The sequence below is a fragment of the Vannielia sp. SX4 genome (assembly GCF_052828525.1).
Genome location: NZ_CM128247.1, coordinates 1,424,641 through 1,446,324 on the forward strand (window position 1 = coordinate 1,424,641; position 21,684 = coordinate 1,446,324).

General features: G+C 66.2%; 7 protein-coding genes. 3 read left to right on the forward strand and 4 right to left on the reverse strand.

The annotated features are described in order from the left end of the window. The first annotated feature begins 575 nt into the window (after positions 1–575). Complete coding sequence (locus tag ACUXVX_RS07145) at positions 576–12,539, forward strand: DUF7507 domain-containing protein (RefSeq protein ID WP_446310986.1); 11,964 nt, start codon at positions 576–578, stop codon at positions 12,537–12,539. Then, positions 12,539–15,919 (forward strand): hypothetical protein, encoded by a 3,381-nt coding sequence (locus ACUXVX_RS07150; protein ID WP_446310987.1) that lies wholly within the window; start codon positions 12,539–12,541, stop codon positions 15,917–15,919. Before ACUXVX_RS07145 ends, ACUXVX_RS07150 begins: the two co-directional genes overlap by 1 nt. Before the next feature lie 201 nt (positions 15,920–16,120). Here the strand turns inward: ACUXVX_RS07150 and ACUXVX_RS07155 are convergent, their stop codons facing one another. From ACUXVX_RS07155 to ACUXVX_RS07170, 4 genes are read right to left on the reverse strand one after another with little or no spacing between them, the layout of a single operon-like run. Continuing rightward, on the reverse strand, positions 16,121–17,119 hold the full coding sequence (locus ACUXVX_RS07155) for a glycosyltransferase (protein WP_446310988.1): 999 nt from the start codon (positions 17,117–17,119) through the stop codon (positions 16,121–16,123). Further along, positions 17,116–18,093, reverse strand: coding sequence for a glycosyltransferase family 2 protein (locus tag ACUXVX_RS07160; protein ID WP_446310989.1), 978 nt, complete (start codon positions 18,091–18,093; stop codon positions 17,116–17,118). The genes ACUXVX_RS07155 and ACUXVX_RS07160 overlap by 4 nt, the downstream gene beginning before the upstream one ends. Before the next feature lie 23 nt (positions 18,094–18,116). After that, positions 18,117–19,037, reverse strand: coding sequence for a glycosyltransferase family 2 protein (locus ACUXVX_RS07165; protein ID WP_446310990.1), 921 nt, complete (start codon positions 19,035–19,037; stop codon positions 18,117–18,119). Between the two features lie 3 nt (positions 19,038–19,040). After that, positions 19,041–20,279, reverse strand: coding sequence for an oligosaccharide flippase family protein (locus ACUXVX_RS07170; RefSeq protein ID WP_446310991.1), 1,239 nt, complete (start codon positions 20,277–20,279; stop codon positions 19,041–19,043). A gap of 201 nt (positions 20,280–20,480) precedes the next feature. On the opposite strand from ACUXVX_RS07170, the gene ACUXVX_RS07175 reads away from it, so the two are divergent. Further along, complete coding sequence (locus ACUXVX_RS07175; protein WP_446310992.1) at positions 20,481–21,680, forward strand: polysaccharide biosynthesis/export family protein; 1,200 nt, start codon at positions 20,481–20,483, stop codon at positions 21,678–21,680. Positions 21,681–21,684 lie beyond the last annotated feature (4 nt).

The following is a 21,684-nucleotide window of genomic DNA, read 5'->3' on the forward strand; positions in this document are numbered from 1 at the left end:
TCTGCCCAGCTTTGCATCATGTCCCGCCTTTGTTCCAGTAGGTCGGTGCAGTGATAAGCAGATTCGGTTGCGTTGAAGATGCTATGGGCGAGCGAGCGTTTGGCGAGATCCCTCGAGTAACCGTTTTCCGAGGCCCAGTCGCGAAAACTAGACCGGAAACCAAAGCCCATCTCACCGAGTGTTCCGGACCGCTGATGTCAGTCTGCGCTGGCCACTCGCACCACATGCGCCTTCCCAACTTCCGGCGTCACAGACCGTGGCGACGCCGCGCCGATCGAAGCCGAAGAGTAGCAGGTTACTCAGCGGAAACCTCTGTCTGCGTTGCAAAATGCTCGGAATGAGCGGAAGTCCGCAACTCCGGTGTGGTTACTTTATCACACTACTTGAGGGCGATAATTGTGATGCTGACGCCCCTGTTTTCGGGGGGCGGAGACAGGTAGTGTCTGGTCTGCTGGATAGGGTGTGCAATCTGGGAGGGTATCTTGCCGGTCTCGTTCGGTTGGTTGAAGTCTGCCTGCGTGGCAGCTGGTGTGGTTTTGGGGTCGGTTTCGGGCGCGCTTGCCACGACTTTCACGATGACCGTGCCGGGTGCCGGCATTCCCTTGCCTTCGGTTTACCCCGAGGCGGGCGGTGTCGCCATTGTCATGGTCGGCGTGAACGGCAACATCTACTACCAGTTCTCCGACCCGGATGGCGCCTTTGTGGGGTTCCAGAACAACGGCCAGCCAGCGGCCTTCCGGGGCAACCCGTTCACGATCAACAACCCGATTCCGCTCGATTGCGGCATTCGCTCCTGCACCAACTACTTCGGTGGGTCGATTGCGCAGGTCTACATCCGCTTTTCGGCCTATGACGGCGATACCCAGCCCGGCGGCTTTGACCAGAACGACATCAGCCTCATCCTGAACGGCACCAACGTGGGCAGCTGGTCTGGGCTGACGACCGAGATCACCAACAACGCGGGCACCACGAGCTTTGGCTTTGCTACCGGCTTCGGCAACAACACCTTCAACACCGGCTGGTTCAGCTCCACCAACCAGACCCTGCTGAACAACATCCTGACCAGCGGCCAGACCAGCACGCAGGTGTTCGACCGCGACCCCAACGACAACTATTGGGACTTCACCCGCGGCAACAGCCTTGGCGACGAGGGGCTACGGACCATCGCGCCGGGCTACGAGTTCGAGAAGACGGCGGACAAGACCGAGTTCACCGCCGTGGGCGAGGTGATCACCTATACCTACGAGGTGACCAACATCGGGTCGGTGAACATCAACAACCTCACGGTGACCGACGACAAGATCCCGAATGTCACCTGTGACACCACCACGATCAACCAGACCACCGGCGGCGGCAACGAAGAGGTGGCCACTTGCACCGGCACCTATGTAGTCACGCAGCAGGACTATGACGCGCAGGAAGTGGTGAACATCGCGCGGGCGCAGGGTGACCCTGAGTACGGCTCGCTCGGTGCGGTGACCGATACGTGGACGGCCACGGGCCCTGCGACGCTTGCTCCCTCGCTCGATATCGAGAAGTCGGCCAGCGTTGGCAGCTTTTCCACGGTGGGGGAGGTCATTACTTACACCTACGTGGTGACCAACGATGGCGATGCCACGGTCAGCAACATCGCGGTGACCGATGACCGGATCCCCGGCACGATCTGCACCATCGCCAGCCTTGTGCCGCAGGCGCCGAACAATACGCAGAGCTGCACCGCGCAATATACGGTGACACAGGCAGATATCGACGCCTTCATCAACAGCGGCACCCAGCTGATCAACGAAGCCGAGGCCGAGGGTCGAGACCCGAATGGGGCCATCGTCACCAGCCCGGTCGACAGCGTTTCGCTCAACGGTCCTGCGGCGACGCCGACGCTGACCATCGCCAAATCGGCGCTGCAGGCGAATTTCGATGCGGTCGATGACCTGATCCAGTTCGAGATTGCGATCACCAACACCGGCAACGTCACGTGGCCCGCTCCGCCGACGATCACCGACGATCTGGTCAGCGATGCGGTGACCTGCCCGGCCGGCCCGGTGGCGCCGGGGGCGTCGATCACCTGCACGGCAGATTACCGGATCCAGCAGGAAGACCTCGATGCCGAGGAGGTGGAGAACATCGCCGAGGCCAGCATCACCGTGGGCGGCGTGACCGAAACCGGGCAGGCCGATGTGACCGTGCCTGCCGTGGTGACCACCGGCCTCGAGATTTTGAAGCGGCAGCCTACGGGCGATGCGACCACTTTCGACGCGGTCGACGAGGGGCTGAACTACGAATACGTGCTGACCAACACGGGCAACGTCACCCTGCTGACGCCCACCATCACCGACGACAAGGTGAGCGCGAGCTGTGCCGACGCCAGCATCCCGCCCGGCGGGTCAATCACCTGCACCTCGGATGCGCCATACCTCGTGACGCAGGAAGACCTCGACGCAGGCGAGGTGACCAACACCGCCTCCGCCGAAGCCGCGACCCAGCAGGGCGCGCCGGTGGAGAGCGACGAGACGAGCCTGACGATCAACGCCGATCAGCAGCCTGAGATCACCCTCGCCAAGACCGCCGAGGCGGTGGACCCGGCGGATTACGCTCCGGGCCTGTCGGTGACCTATACCTACGAGATCACCAACTCGGGCAACGTGACCTTCACCGACCCGATCGAAGTGACCGATGACAAGTTTCCCGGCCCGATCGACTGCGGCAGCGCCCCGCTCGCGCCCGGCGCGTCGCGGACCTGTCAGGCGACCTATACCGTCACGCCGGCCGACTTTACCGCTGGCTCGGTGACCAACACCGCGACGGCGAGCGATGGCACGACGACCTCCAACTCCGACACGGCGACCGTGCCGCAGGACGGCACGCCCGGCATCACGTTGGTGAAGACACCGCAGCCCGGCTCCACCTTCGACGAGACGACCGACAGCATCACTTACGACTTCGAGGTGACGAACACGGGTGAGACGCTTTTCGTGCTCGCGCTGCAGAATTTCTCGATCGACGATCCCAAGATCCCCGCGATCACCTGCCCGGCCGTGCCTGTGCAGCTTGCGCCGGGTGAGGCGATCACCTGTACCGGCACCTACAGCCCGATCACACAGGCCGAGGTGGATGCGGGCGAGGTGGTGAACACCGCGACCGCCAGCATCGACACCCCCGCAGGCCGCCTGACCTCGCCCAGCTCCACCGCCACGGTCGAGGCCGACATCACCCCCGAGATGAGCCTCACCAAGACCGGCCCTGCCAGCTTTGGCGCGGTGGGCAGCACGGTGACTTACACCTTCGAGATCACCAACGAGACGGCGCAGACGATCTCTTCGGCGAGCGTGACCGACCCCAAGATTCCGGGCCTCGTGTGCAGCTTTACCGATATTCCGCCCAATGGCGTGGTCTCCTGCCAGGGCGACTACGTGGTGACGCAGGCCGATCTCGACAGCGGCCAGATCGACAACACCGCCAGCGCCACCGGCCTTGCCCCCACGGGTGAGAGCCTGAGCGCTACGGCGAGCGAGACGGTCACCGCCGATCCGGCGGCGCAGGTGCGAGCCCTGTCGCTGGACAAGACGGCCAACCTCGACCCCTTCGCGGCTGTGGGCGATGTGGTGACCTACAGCTTTGCCGTGACCAACACCGGCACCGTGACCCTCAGCGACATTGTCGTGGACGACCCGCTGCTGGGCTACAGCTGCACCATCGCCACCCTCGCCGTGACCGCGACCGACGACACCACCTGCTCGACCACCTACACGATCACGCAGGCCGACATCGACCGGGGCTCGGTGGAGAACACCGCCACCGCGACAATTCCGGGCGAAGCGCCGGTGCCCAGCACCTCCACCATCACCGGCCCCGCACGCAACGCGGCCTTCACCATCGAAAAAACCGCCAGCGATGACACCGAGGTGGCCGAGGGCACGGTGGTGACCTACAGCCACGTGGTCACCAACACCGGTAACGTCACGCTTGAAGATGTGACGCTGACCGACACTCACACCAGCGCCTCGGGCACCACCACGCTGACCTTTGCGCCTTCCAACGTCATCGCCCTGCTGGAGCCGGGTGACAGCGTGACGCTGACCACGAGCTACACCGTCACGCAGGACGATATCGACGCCGGCAATGACCTGACCAACACGGTCAACGGCTCGGCGACCGCACCGGCTGGTGTGACCGACCCCGTTGCCAGTGATGACGAGGTGGTGGACCTCGAAGATGCCGCCCCGGCCTTCAGCGTGGTGAAGACCGAGGATGACGGCGACGGAAGCTACGACAACCTGCCATCCACCGAGCTCTTCACCTTCGAAGTGTTCAACGATGGCAATGTGACTCTCTCGGGGCTGACCATCGAAGACAGCCTCGTTGCCGGCGAGCCGGGCTGCGTGCTGCCCGACATCGCGCCGGGCACCAGCGTGACCCAGTGTCTGAACGGCGACCCGTTGGAGGTGACCTACACGATCACTCAGGGCGACATTGACCGTGGTTCGCTGATCAACACCGTGACGGTGACCGATGGCACGCTGACCGCGACTGACAGCGTGACCCTCTCCGGCCCCTCGCAGGCCCCCGCGATCTCGATGGTGAAGACGCCGACCTCGGGCGCGAACTTTATCGATGTGGGCGACCTGATCACCTATGACTACGTGATCACCAATGAGGGCAACGTGACCCTCACCGGCCCGTTCAGCGTGGCCGATGACAAGACGACTGTGAGCTGCCCGGTCACCCCTGCCTCGGGTGTGACCGTGAGCGCGCCCGGCAACACGCTGACCTGTACCGCCACCTATGCGGTGACGCAGGCCGATCTGGATGCGGGGCAGGTGACCAACCTCGCCACCGCCAATGTGACCCAGTCGGTCACGCCCGGTGGCAGTGTTTCGGTGACGTCGGCGCAGGAAAGCGCGACCGTGCTTGCCGATCAGGGCCCCGAGCTTTCGATCGACAAGCGGATCACGCCGAGCACGCCCAGCACCTTCCGCGATGTGGGCGACGAGGTGAGCTACGACTTCATCGTCACCAACAGTGGTAACGTCACCATCCCCGGCCCGATCACCGTGGATGACGACCAGATCGGAACGGGCCTCGCCTGTGCCGCCGGGCCGCTCGCGCCCGGTGCCAGCGTGACCTGCACCCACACTTGGACGGCGGATCAGCCTGCCATCGACGCGGGCCAGATCACCAACACCGCCAGCCCGGTAGCCACCTTCGGCGGCGTGCCGGTGCCTGCGGGCAGCGACAGCGTGACTGCGCTGGCCGTGCAGCAGCCCGAACTGCTGATGGAGAAGACCTTCGTTTCGATCACGAACAACACCTTCACCGTCAACGAGGTGATCACCTACGAATACCGGGTCGAGAACACCGGAAACACGACCATCACCACCGAGCCGGTGGTGTCGGACAACGTGATCACCAATCCCGCCGATATCAGCCTCACGACCCCGGCGACCTTCCCGGCGGGCGGCCTGCTGCCCGGCGAAGTGTTGGTTTACACCGGCACCTACACGGTGACTGTCAATGATGTGGAGCTTGGCTCGGTTACCAACACCGCGACTGCCAGCAGCGATGGCACCACCTCCAACCCCTCTTCGGTGACGACCCCGGAGGATGTGGACCCGGCGCTGACCATCGAAAAGACCGCGCTTCAGACGACCTTCTCGGCGCTGAACGACCCGATCGAGTATACCTATACCGTCACCAACTCTTCGGAGGGCAACGGCCTGATCCGTCCGGCCATTCCCGAGCCGATCACGGTGGAGGATGACAAGTTTGCCGCCACCATCAGCTGCGCGGCCACCGATCTTGGCGTGCTGGACCCGGACGAGACCACCACCTGCACAGCGACCTACTTCATTACTCAGGAAGACCTGGACGCGGGCGAAGTGACCAACTCCGCCGTGGCAGAGGCCACTTATGGCCCGCCGGGCAACCAGACTCAGGTGCTCTCGCCCGCCGACAGCGTGACCGTCACCGGCGAGCAGCTGCCCGCCCTGACCACCGACAAGGCCGTGATTGCAGGCCCGAACCCGGCGGCTGCGGGCGATGTGCTGACCTATCAGATCACCACCGAGAACACCGGCAACCAGACGCTCTCGGGTGTCGAGATCACCGATGCCCGGATTCCAGCGCTGACCTGCACGGTCGATGCCGCGCCTGCCCCGGCGCCGGTGACGCTGGAGGTGGGACAATCGCTCGTCTGCGAAGGCATCTATACGGTGACGCAGGAGGATATCGACGCGCAGGAGCTGGAAAACACCGCCGATGTCACCGCCACCAACCCGGAAGGCACCCCGGTGACGGACAGCGCCACCACCACGCACCCGCTGGAGGCCTTTGACCCCGAGGTGACGGTGATCAAGGACCTGCGCGACACAGAGCCGGATGCCGCCTTCTCTGCCGTGGGGCAGGGGGTTGTTTACCTCATCACGGTGCAGAACGCCGGCAACATCACGCTCGACACCATCGACGTGACCGACAGCCTCGTGCCCGGCACCTGCACCGTCGGCCCGCTGGCGCCCGGCGAGGAGGATGCGACCTGCGAGTTCACCTACACGGTGGTGCAGGCCGACATCGACCGCGGTTTCATCGACAACACCGCCAGCGCCGAGGCGCAGCCCGCCACGCCGGACAGCGACCCGGTGACCGGGGAAGACACGCTCACCGGCGACGGCCCCGAGCAGGAGCCTGAGTTTGCGCTGAACAAGGTGGCCGATCTCGCCAGTTTCAGCGCCGTGGGCGAGGTGATCACCTACACCTACACCGTTGCGAACACCGGCAACGTGACGCTGACCGATGCGCCGGCCGTCACCGACGACCGGATCGCGACGGTCACCTGTGAGCCCATGCCCGTGGGCGGCCTGCTTCCGGGCGAGTTCATCGAGTGCACCGGCACCGATACGGTCACGCAGGATGACCTCGACGCAGGTGATATCACCAACGTGGCCTCAGTCTCTTCGCCAGAGGCGCCGTTTGACCCGGCAAACCCCGGCAATGCGGGCGCGACCGAGACGGTGCCTGCGGTGCAGAGCCCTGCCGTTACCATCGAGAAGGTGGCCGATGACGCGACCGAGGTGGTCGTGGGGCAGGTGGTGACCTACAGCTACACGGTCACCAACACCGGCAACGTTCGCCTGACGGACGTGACCCTGACCGATGCCCACACCAGCGCCAGCGGCACCGCCGCGCTCGCCATCGAAAGCGGGGGTGTGATCGCCACGCTGGAGCCTGGTGTGCCGGTGACCCTGACATCGACCTACGAGGTGACGCAGGCCGATATCGACGCGGGCAACGACCTGACCAACACCGTCAGCCTCACCGCCGTCAGCCCCGATGGCAGCACGCCCACGGCCAGCGATGACGAGGTGGTCACCGTTGCGCCAGACGTGCCGGAGTTGGAAGTGATCAAGCAGGTGCAGGGCACGCCCGGCACCACGCTCGGCAGCACCGTGACCTTCGAGATCACGGTAGAGAATACAGGCAACGTGACCCTGACCGGCCTGACGCTGGACGACACGCTGCGGCGGCAGGATGCGACCGATATCACCCCCGCGCCGACGCCGGTGCTTGCAGCGGGCGACGGTGCAGAGCTGTCTCCCGGCGAGGTCTGGACCTACGAGGTGAGCCATGTGCTGACCCAAGCGGATATCGACGCGGGCGGGCTGGTGAACTCGGCCACCGCCACCGGCACCGCGCCGGATGGCGACCCGGTGAGCGATGTGTCCGACAACGGCGCCGGCAACGGCAGCAGCCCCACGCCCTTTGCCATCCCCGAAACGCCTGCGGTGGAAACGTTGAAAGTGGTGGCGATCCCGGCCGAGGAAGTGGGCGAGGTGGTGACCTTTACCATCACCGTGGAGAACACCGGGAACGTGACCCTCACCGATGTTGCGGTGACGGATGATGGCCTTACTCGGCTCGACAGCACCCCGCTGACGCTGGCCTCCGGTCCGACCTTTGCAGGTGCCACGCTGGGCTCCGGCCCGGGCACACTTCAGGTGGGCGAGGTGGCGAGCTACACCGCGACCTACGTGCTGACGCAGGACGACATCGACGCGGGCGGCGTGCAGAACGTGGCCACCGGCTCGGCGACCTCGCCGGGCGGGGCAGGGGTGGACGACCCGACAGACACGCCTGCGGTGAATGAGATCACCCCGGCCCCTGCCATCGACATGAGCAAGGCGCTCGCCGCGGGCGGGCCGACCTTTGATGCTGTGGGCGATGTGTTGGACTACGAGTTCACCGTCGAGAACACCGGCAACATCACGCTGACCGATCAGATCGTGATCGACGACCCGCTCATCACCGATGCGGGTGGCACAATCTCCTGCCCGCTGCCGCCCTATGCACCGGGTGCGGTGGTTGTCTGTACCGGAAGCTATACCGTCACGCAGGATGACATTGACGCGGGCGAGGTGCTCAACAGTGCCACCGCCAGTGCGGGCGATGCCGATCCGGTGACCGATGACGAGACGGTTCCGGCCCAGCAGTTGCCTGCTGTGACGGTCGACAAGGTGGCCGAGGAGCTGCCCTCGGAGGAGTTCGTTACCGGGCGCGAGGTGAGCTACACCTACACGGTGGAGAACACCGGCAACGTGACGCTGACCGAACCGGTCGCCATCTCTGACAACCTGATCCCCGATGTGACCTGTCCGGCGCTGCCCGCAGGCGGGCTTGCCCCCGGCGCGACACTGGAGTGCACCGGCACCTACACGATCACCTCGGAAGATGTGGAACTGGCCAGCACCACCAACCTTGCCACCGCGAGCAGCGGCGGCACGGACTCGCCACAGGTTTCGGAGACCATTCCGCTCGACGGCACACCGGCGCTGACCATCGTGAAAGACCTCGGCTCCGTCACCGATGCGGGCGGCGCCCCGCGCGCGGGCGACCAGTTTGCCGAGGTGGGTGACCTGATCACCTACAACTTCACCGTGACCAACACCGGCACCGTGGCCTTTGCCAGACAGGTGGATGTGTATGACGACCACTTCCCCGATCCGATTGCCTGTTTCATCCCCGACCCGGCCACCAACCCCGACCTGATCGCGAACGAAGTGGCCGAGTGTTCGGCGGTCTATACCGTCACGCAGGAGGATCTCGACGCGGGCGAGGTGTTGAACTCGGCCTACGCGCAAACCGAATACGGCTCGATCCCGACCATCGTGACCAGCCCGCCCGAAACCGAGCTGACCGAGGCGGCGACCGATCCGCAGATCGAGATCCTGAAGGAGGTCGACAGCGCCACCTATACCCAGCCGGGCGACGTGCTGACCTATACCTTCACGGTCACCAACACCGGCAACCAGACCCTCACTAGCATCGAGGTGACCGACCCGCTGCTGGCCGATCTGGACTGCAGCTTTGCAACCCTCGCGCCCGGCGCGGCAGAGAGCTGCACCGGCACGCTGACCATCACCCAAGAGGAGATGGACGCGGGGCAGGTGGAGAACGTGGCCTCGGTCGAGGCGATCACACCGCAGGGCGGCGGGGTGGAGGACAGCAGCGATCCGGTTGTTTCCACCGCGCCCGCGGTGCCGAGCGAGCTGGTGCTGGTGAAGTCCGCCACGCCCGACCCCTTTGGCGGAGTCGGCAGCTCTATCACCTACGGCTTCGCGCTCACCAACAACGGACCCTTCACGTTGGAAGACGTGACGGTGACCGACCCGCTGGTGCCGGGCTTCAGCTGCACCGTGGCCAGCATCGCGGTGGGCGAGACCAACAGCTCGAGCTGCACCATGCCCTACACCGTCACGCAGGATGACGTGGACGCAGGCGAGATCACCAATAGCGCCTCGGCCACGGGCACCACGACCACGGGCCAGACTTCGGAAGCCGATGATGAGATCACCACGCCGGGCCCCGATGCGGCCCCGTCGATTGACGTGATCAAAACGGCCATCGTGCCCGCCACCACGGTGGGCTCGGTCGTGACCTACGAACTGGCGGTGGAGAACACCGGCAACGTGACGCTCGATGTCTCGGGCATCAGTGACGAGATGGAGCGGATTGCGACCGGGCGACCGACCTTCCTGACCACGCCATTCGTTTATGCCTCGGGCGATGCCGACACCGACGATCTGCTCGATGTGGGCGAGATCTGGGTCTATACGGCGACCTATGAGATCACCCAGACCGATGTGAACGCGGGCGGGGTCTCCAACACCGCGACGGTCACGGCGACCGACCCGAACGGCACACCAGTCACCGGTGTTTCGGATGACGGGGTGGACGGCAACGGGGACGCAAACCCGACGCTGGTGGAGATCATCGCCGAGCCGGTGCTCGACGTGGTCAAATCCATCTCGCAGACGGGGGCCGTGGCAGGCGACGAGGTGATCTTCCTCATTGAAGCCTTCAACCGGGGCAATGTGAGCATCCTCAATGCCCTGCCGAGCGACGTGCTGACGCGGCGTGACGGCACCGACATCAGCGCTGGGGTTTCGGCGCCGGTGCGGGTGGGGCCGAATGCCACCGCCCAGACCATTGAGCCCGGTGAAAGCTGGCAGTGGGAGGTCAGCTATTCGCTGACGCAAGAAGATGTGGACGCTGGCGGCATCTCGAACCTCGCGACGGTCGATGCCGAGGGGCCGCAGGGCGACCCTGTGAGCGATGTCTCGCGCGACGATGATCCGGGCGATGGCAACCCGGCCGTGGACCCGACAGAGCTGGTGATTCAGGCCGCGCCGGGCATCGAGACGGTGAAGACGGTCATCGCCGGTGCGCCAACGGCGGCGGGCGACAGCGTGACCTTCGAGATCGTGGCGACAAACATCGGCAACGTGACCCTCTCGGGCGTGACGCTGGAAGACACGCTGACCAACCTCGACGGCACCGTGCTCACCCCCGACAGCATCAGCCCCGCGCTGGATGCGGGCGGCAATATCGGGCCGGATGAAAGCACGAGCTGGCAGGTGGTCTACACGCTGACGCAGGAGGATGTGGACGCAGGCGGCATCGAGAACACGGCCACCGCGACGGGCACCAACCCCGGCGGCCTGACGATATCGGATGTATCGGACGATGGCGATGATGGTGACGGGAATGCGTTGAACGATCCGACGCAGGTGATCGTGGCGCCCGACAATACGCTGAACGTTGAAAAGACGGCCTCCACGCCTGAGCGGGTGGCGGGCAGCTTGTTCCGCGTGAGCTTCACCATCACGGTCGAAAACGCGGGCAACGTGACGCAGGAGAACGTGCAGGTTTCGGATGATCTTGCTGCATGGGTCGTGCCTGCCGAACTTTCGAGCGTGACGGTGCCTGTCGTGTCCGGCTTCGAGACAGCCAGCCCCAACACCGGGTTCGATGGCGCGGGCGACACAGCCACGCTGGCCCCCGGCGCGGTGCTGCTGCCCGGTCAGACCGGGACGGTGACCTTTACCGTGGAGTTCGACATCGCGGATGGCAGCCCGGCTCAGGACAACGTGGCCGAGGTCACGACCGATCGTGTGACGGTGCCGGTGACGGCGGCGGCGGGCATCCCGGGGCTGGAAGAGGAGCCGGACCTGCTGGCCGAGAAATCGGTGCTTTCTGCCGGGCCGTTCCGCGCGGGCTCGATCGTGCGCTACGAGGTGACCTTCACCAACAACAACACTACCGGTGAGAGCGGGCTGACGCTGGTGGACCAGCTGCCCGGCGGCATGCGCTACGTGACAGACAGCGCCACCTTCAACGGGGCGGAGACGCCTGCGCCGGTGGTCAGTGGCCGCACCCTGCGCTGGGACGATATCGACCTCGCTCCCGGTGAAACGGTGACGCTGCGCCTTTCGGCGCTGCTGCTCGAAGGGGCAGGGGAGTTCACCAACCTCGCCTTCGCCTTGGATGACCGCGGCGTACAGGTTTCCAACACTGCCGAGGCCACGATTGATGTGGCGCCCGAGCCGGTGTTCGATTGCGGCGATGTGATCGGCAAGGTCTTTGATGACCGCAACGGCAACGGCTATCAGGACCCGCCTCCGGGCCGGTCTGCGGCGGTGAGCAATCAGGAGTTTTACACCAAGGGCAAGTTCCAGATCGCGCCCGAGGTTGTCGAACAGCAGCAGAAGGGTGAGCCGGGCATTCCGGGTGTGCGCCTTGTCACGGTGCGCGGCGATATCATCACCACCGACGAGTTTGGCCGCTACCACGTGCCCTGTGCGCTGCTGCCAGCCAAGATCGGCTCCAACTTCACCCTCAAGCTCGATGAGCGCTCGCTGCCGACCGGCTACCGGGTGACCACCGAGAACCCGCGGGTGATGCGCCTGACGGCGGGCATCATGACCGAGCTGAACTTCGGGGCGAAGCTGGGCAAGCTGGTTGAGGTCGACCTGACGGCCAAAGCCTTCGAGCGCGGCACCAACCGGCCATCGGCGGCACTGGCGCAGGGCGTGGACGGGCTGGTGAAGCAGATCGGCAAGACCCCCACGGTCCTGCGGGTCACCTACTACCGGGCGGGCGAAAGCCCCGATCTGGCCCGCGCCCGCCTGAGAGCGGTGGAGGCGCTGATCCGCAAGCGCTGGCGCGGCAGTTACAAGCTCCAGATCGAAACGACGATTGCGAGGGTTCAGTGATGTTTGGAACAGTGAGCAACTTCGGTCTTCGCAGCCTTCTCCTTGGCGCCACCGCGCTCGTGGCCCTGCCGCTGCACGCGCAGGACGGCTCGGGCTTTGCGATCTCCATCGACGGGGCCACGGTGGCGGGCGATCCGGTGATCCAGCGGACGGTGCCCCGGCCCGATGCCCAACTGGCAGAGGCGGACCTGCGCATTCAGTATGACGGGCTCACCGTCACGCCTCGGCTCGACCTCGAGATCGTGGGCGATGCGCTGGGCCCGGTGGTGCAGTTGCAGATGGCGCTGAACTACCCGGCCTTTGTGCAGCGCGCCGAGATTCTCGTTTACGACGCCACAACGCGCGGCGCGCCACGGCTGGCGAGCCGTCAGGCCGTGGCGGTGAACGGCGCAGCCAGCGTGACAGTGCCGGGCGATGAGGCCTATGCGGTTCTGCGGGTCTATGACGCCAAGGGCCGCTTCAACGAGACCGCGCCGCTGGCCCTGCACACGGCAGACAGCCGGGCGCGGGAGGATGGCGTGGAAGAGGGCACCGACGCCACCGCGCGGCAAGGCTTTCGGGTTTATGGCGGGGCAGTGACCGTCTCGGGCAGCAGCGTGGCGCCGGGCGCGCGGGTGCTGACGCTGGGCGAGACCATCCGCCCCGATGCCTCGGGCACCTTCGTGGTGCAGCGCATCCTGCCGCCGGGCCGCTACCCGGTGCAGGTGGCGGTGCAGGGCGGCGGGCAGAACGTGGATATCGTGCGCGATATCACCGTGCCGCGATCCGAGCAGTTCTACGTGGCCACCGGCGATGTGACATGGGGCTTCAACGAGGTCTCCGGCGAAGAGCGCGAGACCTACACCATCGGGCGCTTTGCGGGCTATCTCAACAGGCGCTACGCCAGCGGCACTGAATTGACGCTGCAACTCGACACCGGCGAGGGCGATATCGGCGATATCTTCCGCGATCTCGACGAGCGCGACCCTCGATCGGTGCTGCTGCGGGTGGACCCGGATGACCTCTATCCGACCTATGGCGATGACAGTACGCTGGTGGATGACACGCCGACTTCGGGCAAGTTTTACCTCCGGGTTGAGCGCGACAACAGCTACCTGACCTGGGGCGACTTTCAGGCCGATGTGAACGGTGGCTACCTGCGCAATGAGCGCACGCTTTACGGCTTTTATGGCCACTATGAGACCCCGGCGGCGACCAGCCACGGGGAACCGCGCGCGACCGTCGACGTGTACGCGGCCCAGCCGGAGCGGATTGCCCAGCGGGACGTGCTGCGCGGCACCGGCGGCTCGGTTTACTTCCTGCGGCGGCAGGATATCGGGATCGGCACCGAGACGGTAACCATCCAGATCCGCGATGCCTCCACCGGGCGCGTGCTGGAGACGCGCAGGCTGATCGCCGGGCAGGACTACCAGATCAACTACATTCAGGGCGTTGTGACGCTGGCCGCGCCGCTCTCGTCTTACGGCAGCGGCAACGGGCTGGTCATCACCGAGCCGGGTGGCTCCAACGATGTGAACCTCGTGGTGAATTACGAGTATTCGCCCACCTCCACCGATGTGGACACCTTTGCCTATGGCGGGCGCGTCGAAGGCTGGGTGAGCGACAAGGTTCGCGTGGGCGTGACAGTGATGAGCGAAGACACCGACGATGGCGACCAGCGCGCGGCCGGGGTGGACCTGCTCTGGCGGCACAGCGAGAACACCTTCGTTTCGCTCGACTACGCAATGAGCGAGGGGCCGGGCTTCAGCTCGAACCTCTCTACCGATGGCGGGCTGGTCTTTGACACCTCCGACAGCGCGGGCGGTGAAGGCGAGGCCTTCCGGCTCGACACACGGGTGGACCTGCAGGATCTCGGGCTCAGCGCCGAGGGGTTCTTTGCGGCCTACTTCGAGCGTCGGACGGCGGGCTTTTCGACCCTCGATTACGATACCACGAGCGATGAAGAGCTGTGGGGCGTGAGCCTCGACATGAAGGCCAGCGATCGGCTCGATCTGGCGTTCTACTACGACAGCTACGAGAACGACGCAGGCGAGCATGACAAGGAGGGCGGGGTTGAGCTGGAATATGCGCTTAGCCAGCGCGTGACCCTTGGCGTGGGCCTTGAGCATCTCGACCGGCGTGACAGCAGCGACGATGGCAACCGCACAGATGCGGCGGTGCGCCTGACCTATGCCACCGGTCCGGAGACCGAGGTTTATGGCTACGTTCAGAAGACCCTTTCGCGCTCTGGCGACCTCTCCCGCAATGACCGCTACGGCGTGGGCGGCACCTTCGAGCTGGGCCGGAACTGGACGCTGGAAGGCGAGATCTCTGACGGCGACCTCGGGCGCGGCGGGCGGCTGCTCTTCCGCCACGAGAAGGGCGAGTACGAGACCACCTACTTCGGCTACGAGCTGGACCCGGACCGCGAGCTGACCGGGGTGGACCTTGATGGCACCGACAACGGGCAATTCGTCTTTGGTGGCACCCGGGAGCTGGGCGACGGGCTGACCGCCTTTGGCGAGAACACCTACGACATGTTCGGCAAGCACCGGGCGCTGACCTCGAGCTATGGCGCGCAGTACAAGCACACCGATTACCTGACCTACTCGGGCACCTTCGAATATGGCCAGATCCGCGACACGGTGAACGGCGACTTCGAGCGCCATGCCCTGAGCCTTGGTGTGGCCTTTCAGAACGAGCGCACCACCGCCTCGGCGCGGCTGGAGTATCGCAAGGAAGACGGCTCTATCTCGGGCTCGCTACGCGACAGCGAGACACTGCTCTTCGTGGCCGACGCGCGGCATGAGATCGACGACGCGCGGCGGCTCGTGTTCAGCCTCGATGCCTCGACCACAGAGGGCGAGGGGGTGATCGTGGAGAGCGGCGACCTCGTGGACCTGCAGCTTGGCTATGCCTTCCGACCGGTCGACAACGAGAAGCTGAACGTCCTCTTCCGCTACCGCTACCTGCTCGACACCTACGGCGAGCAGCTCGACAACGATGATGAGCCGGGCGCGCTACAGCGGACGCATGTGCTCTCTGCCGAGGCCTCCTATGACCTCAACACCGAGTGGACCCTCGGGGTGAAGGTGGGTGCGCGCTTCAGCGAGACGGCGGCCGATGCCGACAGCGACTGGGAGCAGAACAACGCGACCCTCGCGGTGGCGAACCTACGCTATCACTTCGTCCATAACTGGGACGCGCTGCTGGAGGTCCGGGCCATGCACTTCGAGCAGACCGGGACCACGGAGTTCGGCGGGCTCGGGGCTGTTTACCGGCAGATCGGGCCAAACGTGAAGCTCGGGGTGGGCTACAACTTTGGCTCCGTTTCCAGCGACCTGACGGACATCGAATACGATGAGCGTGGGGCCTTCCTGAACCTCGTGGCGAGTTTCTAGGGGCGGACTGGGCAGGTCGATTGCGGCGGCGAGGATGGAAGACTCGCCATTGCTGACGTGGCGATGAGACCAACTTCATCGCGTTACTGACGCGTCTGCGATGTGGCCTTCGGTTCAGCCCGATTTAAGGGCCTCTTCGCGCAGCACCGCTTCTGAGTTTTTTCCAGCCGTCAGATCTGGATCGCATCGACGCGGCTTGCCTTAGGCAGACACCCCGATCCGGGCGTCGGTGACGAGAGCTTTCCAGGCGTCCAGAAAGCGCTTCTCCAACTGTTGCACAGGCCCCGGTGCGGGCTGGGCAGGGGCTGTTTCGCTAGATGCGACCGATGTGATCAATTCGGCCCATGCGGCGGCGGTGCAATCCTGTGCGGTGTGAACGCCGAGGGGCGCGTGATCGGTCAGGCCGTCAACCGCCTGCACCAAGAGGGCGCGATTTGCGGCGCGGGCTTCGATGGCGACGAGACCGTATGCCTCCCAGCGGGAGGGCATTGCGACGGCATCGACGGAGGCGAAGGCTTCGCGCGGGTCGGTCGCCAGCCCTTTGAAGACGATCCGCGCGTCATCGCCAGCAAGGGCGCGCAACCGGGCCGCCTCCGGGCCTTCACCGTAGATGTGCAGGGAGAGGTCGGCGCGGCTGACCGAACGAAACGCGGTGATCAGAGTGTCAAACCCCTTCTGCCGGTCGAGCCGCCCGATGGCGCCGAATGTGCGGATGGGGCCGGTGCGTGCGGGCAGATCGCGGAAGGCGGAGAGATCGACGCAGGAGGGGATGACGGAGAGGCGGGCAGGGGTGACGGCGCCGCTGCGGGTGAGCCATGCGCCTTGCGCCTTGCTCACAGCGACCACCCGGTCGAACAGGCGGTAGGCGGTGCGGAGGAGGAGGGCAAAGCGGCCCTTGCGGCGGACGCATTGGGCCATAAAACCCTCGGTGTAGCTGTGCTCGACATGGATGAGCCGGGTGCGGGGGTTCAGCAGCCGGAGCAGCGCCAGCATCGGCAGGGTGCGCCAGCTCACCGCAAGGTGGGAGACGATCATATCCGCCTCGAGGTGGCCCAGGCGCAGGCTGCCACGGGGCACGTGGCGCAGCCTGTGATCGGCCTGTTCCGCCAATTCGGGCGAGGTGACCAGGTAGTCGAGCACGCGCATGACGCCGCCGGCGGTAGCGTCATCGACGAGGTGGAGAATCCGGGGGCGGCTCATCGGGCGAGCTCGGCGCTGAGCGTGGCGGGCTTTTTGCCGGAGCCGATCAGGCGAAATACGAGGGCAGCCGCGAGGGTGGTGAGGGTCTTGCCCGGCTCTTCGAGCAGCGGCAGCCGGGAGTTGGAGAGCGCGGCGCGGATCAGCCTGTGGGCGCGCGCGCCGTCCCGGTCGGAGATGGCCCGGCGGGCGAGATAGCGAAGCTGATAGGCGCGGGCGGCGCGGGTGTTCACCTCGAAGAAAGCCGGGTTGAGGGGTGCGAGCTTGTCTACCATCCGCTCCCAGGCGGCCAGCTGGCGCTCGGTATTGGCCGAGAGGCCGCCGGAGTTGACGCGATAGCGGGTTAGCAGACCCTCGATACCCTCGAAACGCCAGGAGGTGGAGAGGGCGATTCGGAGCCAGCATTCGATATCTTCCGACTGGCGGAAGGTTTCGTCGAAGTACCATGTGCGGGAGGGCTCCTGCCGGGGGCTGTAGCCGATCTCGTTGAAGACGGCGCGGCGGATGATCGGGGCGGAGCCGTTGCCGATGGGGTTGCGCTTGAAGATCGTGCTGGCGTCGACGCCTTCGAGGCGCGGGCGCTGGGTGGTGCGGAGCGGGCGGGAGGTCTCGTCGATCAGGGCCGAGCCGGAATAGCTGATGCCGACCTCCGGATTGGCGGCGAGGTGGGCGGCGTGGCGGGCCAGCTTTTCGGGGTGCCAGAGGTCGTCGGCGTCGCAGAAGCCGATGATCTCGCCGCGCGCGGCGGAGATGCCGGAGTTGCGGGCCCCGGCGAGGCCGCGGTTGGCTTGGCGGACAATGCGCACACGGGCATCGCAGGTAAAGCGGCGGGCGATCATCGGGGTGCGGTCGGTGGAGCCGTCATCGACGACGATGATCTCGAAGTCGGGATGGGTCTGGGCGAGCAGCGCGGTCAGGGTCTCGGCGAGGGTGGCCTCGACGTTGAAAGCGGGGACGATGATGGAGGCGAGGGTCATGAGAGGGCCTTTCTGATGGGCGATCAGGAGAAGAGGGCGCGGCGCAGGGGGCGCGGCAGGACGGGGGCGAGGGCGGCCCCGGCGAGGGTGAGCGCGCCGCGGCGGACGGGCGAGAAGAAGCCCGCGGGGCTGTGGCGGAGGCCGACAAGGGCGTGGCGCAGAGACTCGCGCGGGTCGCCCCCGAGCCGTAGGGCGCGGCGAGCGAGGTAGCGGGCGTGGACGGCGTGGCTCTCTTCATCCGGTTCAAAGCCGTAACGCGCGGCGGTTTCGAGCGCGGTGGCGCGGCCTGCGGCCATGGCAGCGAGGTTGGTGGAGAGGCCACCGGTGGTGGTGCGGTAGTAGGTGTGCAGCGCGGGCAGGCCGATGACCCGGGCGCCGTCACCCACCAGCCGGATCAGCCATTCGAGGTCTTCGTTGTGGACCATGGCGCTGTCGAAGCCGCCTGTGGCCGCGAAGGTCTCGCGCCGGACCGAGAGGTTGGACATGGTACAGACCGGGTTTTCGCCCAGCAGCATCGGGATGGTGAGCGGCCCCTCGGGCACGGTGGAGCGCACGCGGCTGTCGCCCGGCATATGGCGGAAGAACTCGATCTTGCCGTAGACAGCCTCAAGGGTCTCGTCGTCGAAAGCCGCCACGACCTGTGCCAGCTTCTGGGGGTGCCAGAGATCATCGGCGTCGCAGAAGGCGACGAGCGGCGCGGTGGCGTGGCGCAGCACACCGGCATTGCGGGCCACGCTGGGGCCCTTGCCGAGGTTCACCACCAGCCGGATGCGCGAGTCCTGCCAGGCGGCGGAGCGCACCAGGGTCATGGTGCCATCGGTCGAGCCGTCGTCGATGCAGATCGCCTCCCAGTCGGTGAAGCTCTGGCGCAGCAGGCTTTCGAGCGTGGCGAGGATGGTCGCCTCGGCGTTGTAGCAGGGGATGACGATGGAGATGGCGGGCATGGGTCAGACCTTTGCGAGAGTGGGGCGGGCGAAGGCCGCGTGGAGGGCGGGAAGCGAGGCCAGCACCATCACGACGGTGGCGGTGAGCGCGTAGCCGGTGGCGACGGGCAGCAGGCCGAAGGGCGCGAGGGCGGCGGTGTTGAGCATGAGCGCGGCGGTCATCAGCGCGGTCACGCGAAACTCGGCGCCAGCGCGGCCCTGAGCCCGCATCCAGCCGGCGGCGGCGGCCCAGAGGGTGGTGGGGATAGCGACGAGGCAGAGGATCGAGACGATCTGCGGCAACTCCTCCCAGCCCGCGCCCAAGAGCAGCGGCACGTAGACTGGCGCCAGCAGCGCCTGCGCCAGCACGGCGGGGGTGATGAGGCCGAGGCCGAGCACCATCGCCTGCCGCAGGGCCTGCGCCCTGTCGGTGCTGGTGCAGAGGTGCGGGAAGAGCACGGTGGAGAAGGCGGTGGAGAAGGAAGTGGCGAGGCTGAGGCCCGCGTTGAAGGCCATGAAGTAGAGGCCCAGTGCCTCGGCGCCCATGAGCGTGCCGACGATCAGCTTGTCGGCCTGCATCCGCAGCGCCTTGACCAGTTCCACCCCGAGCACCGCCGCGCCGAAACGAGCGAAAGGCGCAAGCGGAGCCCGGGGGGCGGACGGGGTGGGGGACCACGGGTGGAGGCGGCGCATGGCGACGAGCCAGAAAGGCGCGGTGAGCAGGCGCGGAAGGATCAGCGCGAGCGCCGAGGGCCAGGCCAGCGCCAGTGCCGCCGACATGAAGTTGGCCGCCACGATCTGGCCGCCGGAGATGGCTGCCGTCTGGCGCAGCTTGCCGGCGCGCATGGCCAGCGCCGTCTGCACCAACCCGCCCGGCATGAAGAGGTATTCGCCCGCCAGCAGGAGGATCAGAAGCAGGAGGGTGAGGCTGCCGCCCGCAGCGTAGAGCGCGAAGCCCACCGCCGATTGCAGAACGAAAAGGCCGAGGCACCAGGCCCAGAAGATGCGGTGGGCGGTGGCGCAGGTGGCCTCCAGCTCGTCATCGCGTGCGGCGATGATGCGCTGGCCGACGCCGTTCTCGGTTAGGGACTTAAGGATATCCGCCGCCGCGAGAGCCGCCGCCGCCACACCGATCTGCTCGAGATCGAGCGTTCGGGCGACGGCGACGACCACCAACAGCCGCGAGACCTTGGCAGCGACCTCGGACGCCCCGTAGGCGAGGAGGTTCTGCACGATACGAGATGTTCCGTGAGTGGTAAGCATCTGTCTGGTCCCTTGGCGGTTGGTAACCAAGGTTTAAGCCAGCGGTTTGCCGCCGTCTTGCGCGCCCAAGGAGAGGCGAAGGGCGCAACAGATGTGCATCATATCCCAACGGATAGGGTGTCCGCACCCGACGCTCCCTCGACCGGGGCGGGGGAAGGACGTAACAATCACTCAACCGCAGGCGACAAGGCGAAAGCAGTGATGGTGCAGGTATTCAAGTCTTCCACGGCGCTGGTTGCCGCGCTGGCAATGAGCGGGTGCGCCGCACTCGACACGCCCGACAACCTCGAGCCGGTCGCGCAGGGCGATGCCTATCAGGCTCAGTATCGTCAGCCCGATGTGAGCCGGGATGACGCACAGTTCTTGCGGTCGGCCACGATCAACGCCCAGAAATGCCGCGCTCCGCGGGGCGGTGCGGGCGGCAAGGCGAGTGGCGCGACGGCGGCTTCTGCGCTGCGGGGCGAGCGGCTCACCCGGAATGATTTGGTGGATATCCGTGTCGGTGACGATGAAACCTTCAACGGCGATTACGTGGTCTCGCGCGACGGCACGCTGAAACTGCCCTTCCTCGCGCCGATCCCGGCGCAGGGGCGGCTGACCTCGCAGGTCGAGGCCGACATTGCCCGCCAGCTCCTCGCCGGAGACTTCTTTGCCGAGACGCCGCGCATCTCGGTGCGGGTGGCCGATTTTGCCTCCGTCACCGTTGGGGTCTCGGGCGCCGTCTTCGAGCCCCGCGCGGTGGAGATCGGCGGCGTGCCTGGTGACCAGGTCGACAGCCGCCGCCAGCAGGCGCTCGGGGCCTCGACCGAGGGGCGCAACCTTTCTGCCGCGCTGCGTGCGGCCGGGGGCGTGAGACCCGATGCCGACATTTCCGCCGTCGAGGTGCGCCGGGGCGGCACACTCTACACGCTGGATATGCGTGGCGTGTTCGAGGGGCAGAACGCGGTGGACATCATGCTGCTGACCGGCGACGAGGTGAATGTGCCGAGCCGTGGCTGCTTTCAGGAGGACCTGATGCGCCCCAGCCCGATCAGCCCGCCGGGGATTTCGCTCTTCCTGTCGAATCTGACCCAGCCCGCCACCGGCAACGCGCCCTCGGCGATCGGGCGGGAGACCCGCGAGGTGCCCTATGGCACGCGCTACCTGCAGGCGGTGGTGAACACCAATTGCGTGGGCGGGGCGCGGGCGACCAGCGCCAACCGCTCCTCGGTGCTGTTCTCGCGCAACCCGATCACCAAGGTCTCCGTGGTGATCGAGCGGGACATCGAGAACCTGCTGCGCCGCGCCGACCGGGATGACTACGACCCCTTCCTGCTGCCGGGCGACTCCATCGCCTGCTATGACAGCACGGTGACCAACGTGGGCGAGATAGGGCGGGTGCTGGGGCTGCTCCGGCCCTGAGCCG

Excerpts from the sequence above, each read along its gene's own strand:
- ACUXVX_RS07145 (WP_446310986.1), top strand. The coding sequence starts at position 576 with ATGACCGTGCCGGGTGCCGGCATTCCCTTGCCTTCGGTTTACCCCGAG.
- ACUXVX_RS07150 (WP_446310987.1), top strand. The coding sequence starts at position 12,539 with ATGTTTGGAACAGTGAGCAACTTCGGTCTTCGCAGCCTTCTCCTTGGC.
- ACUXVX_RS07155 (WP_446310988.1), bottom strand. The coding sequence starts at position 17,119 with ATGAGCCGCCCCCGGATTCTCCACCTCGTCGATGACGCTACCGCCGGC.
- ACUXVX_RS07160 (WP_446310989.1), bottom strand. The coding sequence starts at position 18,093 with ATGACCCTCGCCTCCATCATCGTCCCCGCTTTCAACGTCGAGGCCACC.
- ACUXVX_RS07165 (WP_446310990.1), bottom strand. The coding sequence starts at position 19,037 with ATGCCCGCCATCTCCATCGTCATCCCCTGCTACAACGCCGAGGCGACC.
- ACUXVX_RS07170 (WP_446310991.1), bottom strand. The coding sequence starts at position 20,279 with ATGCTTACCACTCACGGAACATCTCGTATCGTGCAGAACCTCCTCGCC.
- ACUXVX_RS07175 (WP_446310992.1), top strand. The coding sequence starts at position 20,481 with ATGGTGCAGGTATTCAAGTCTTCCACGGCGCTGGTTGCCGCGCTGGCA.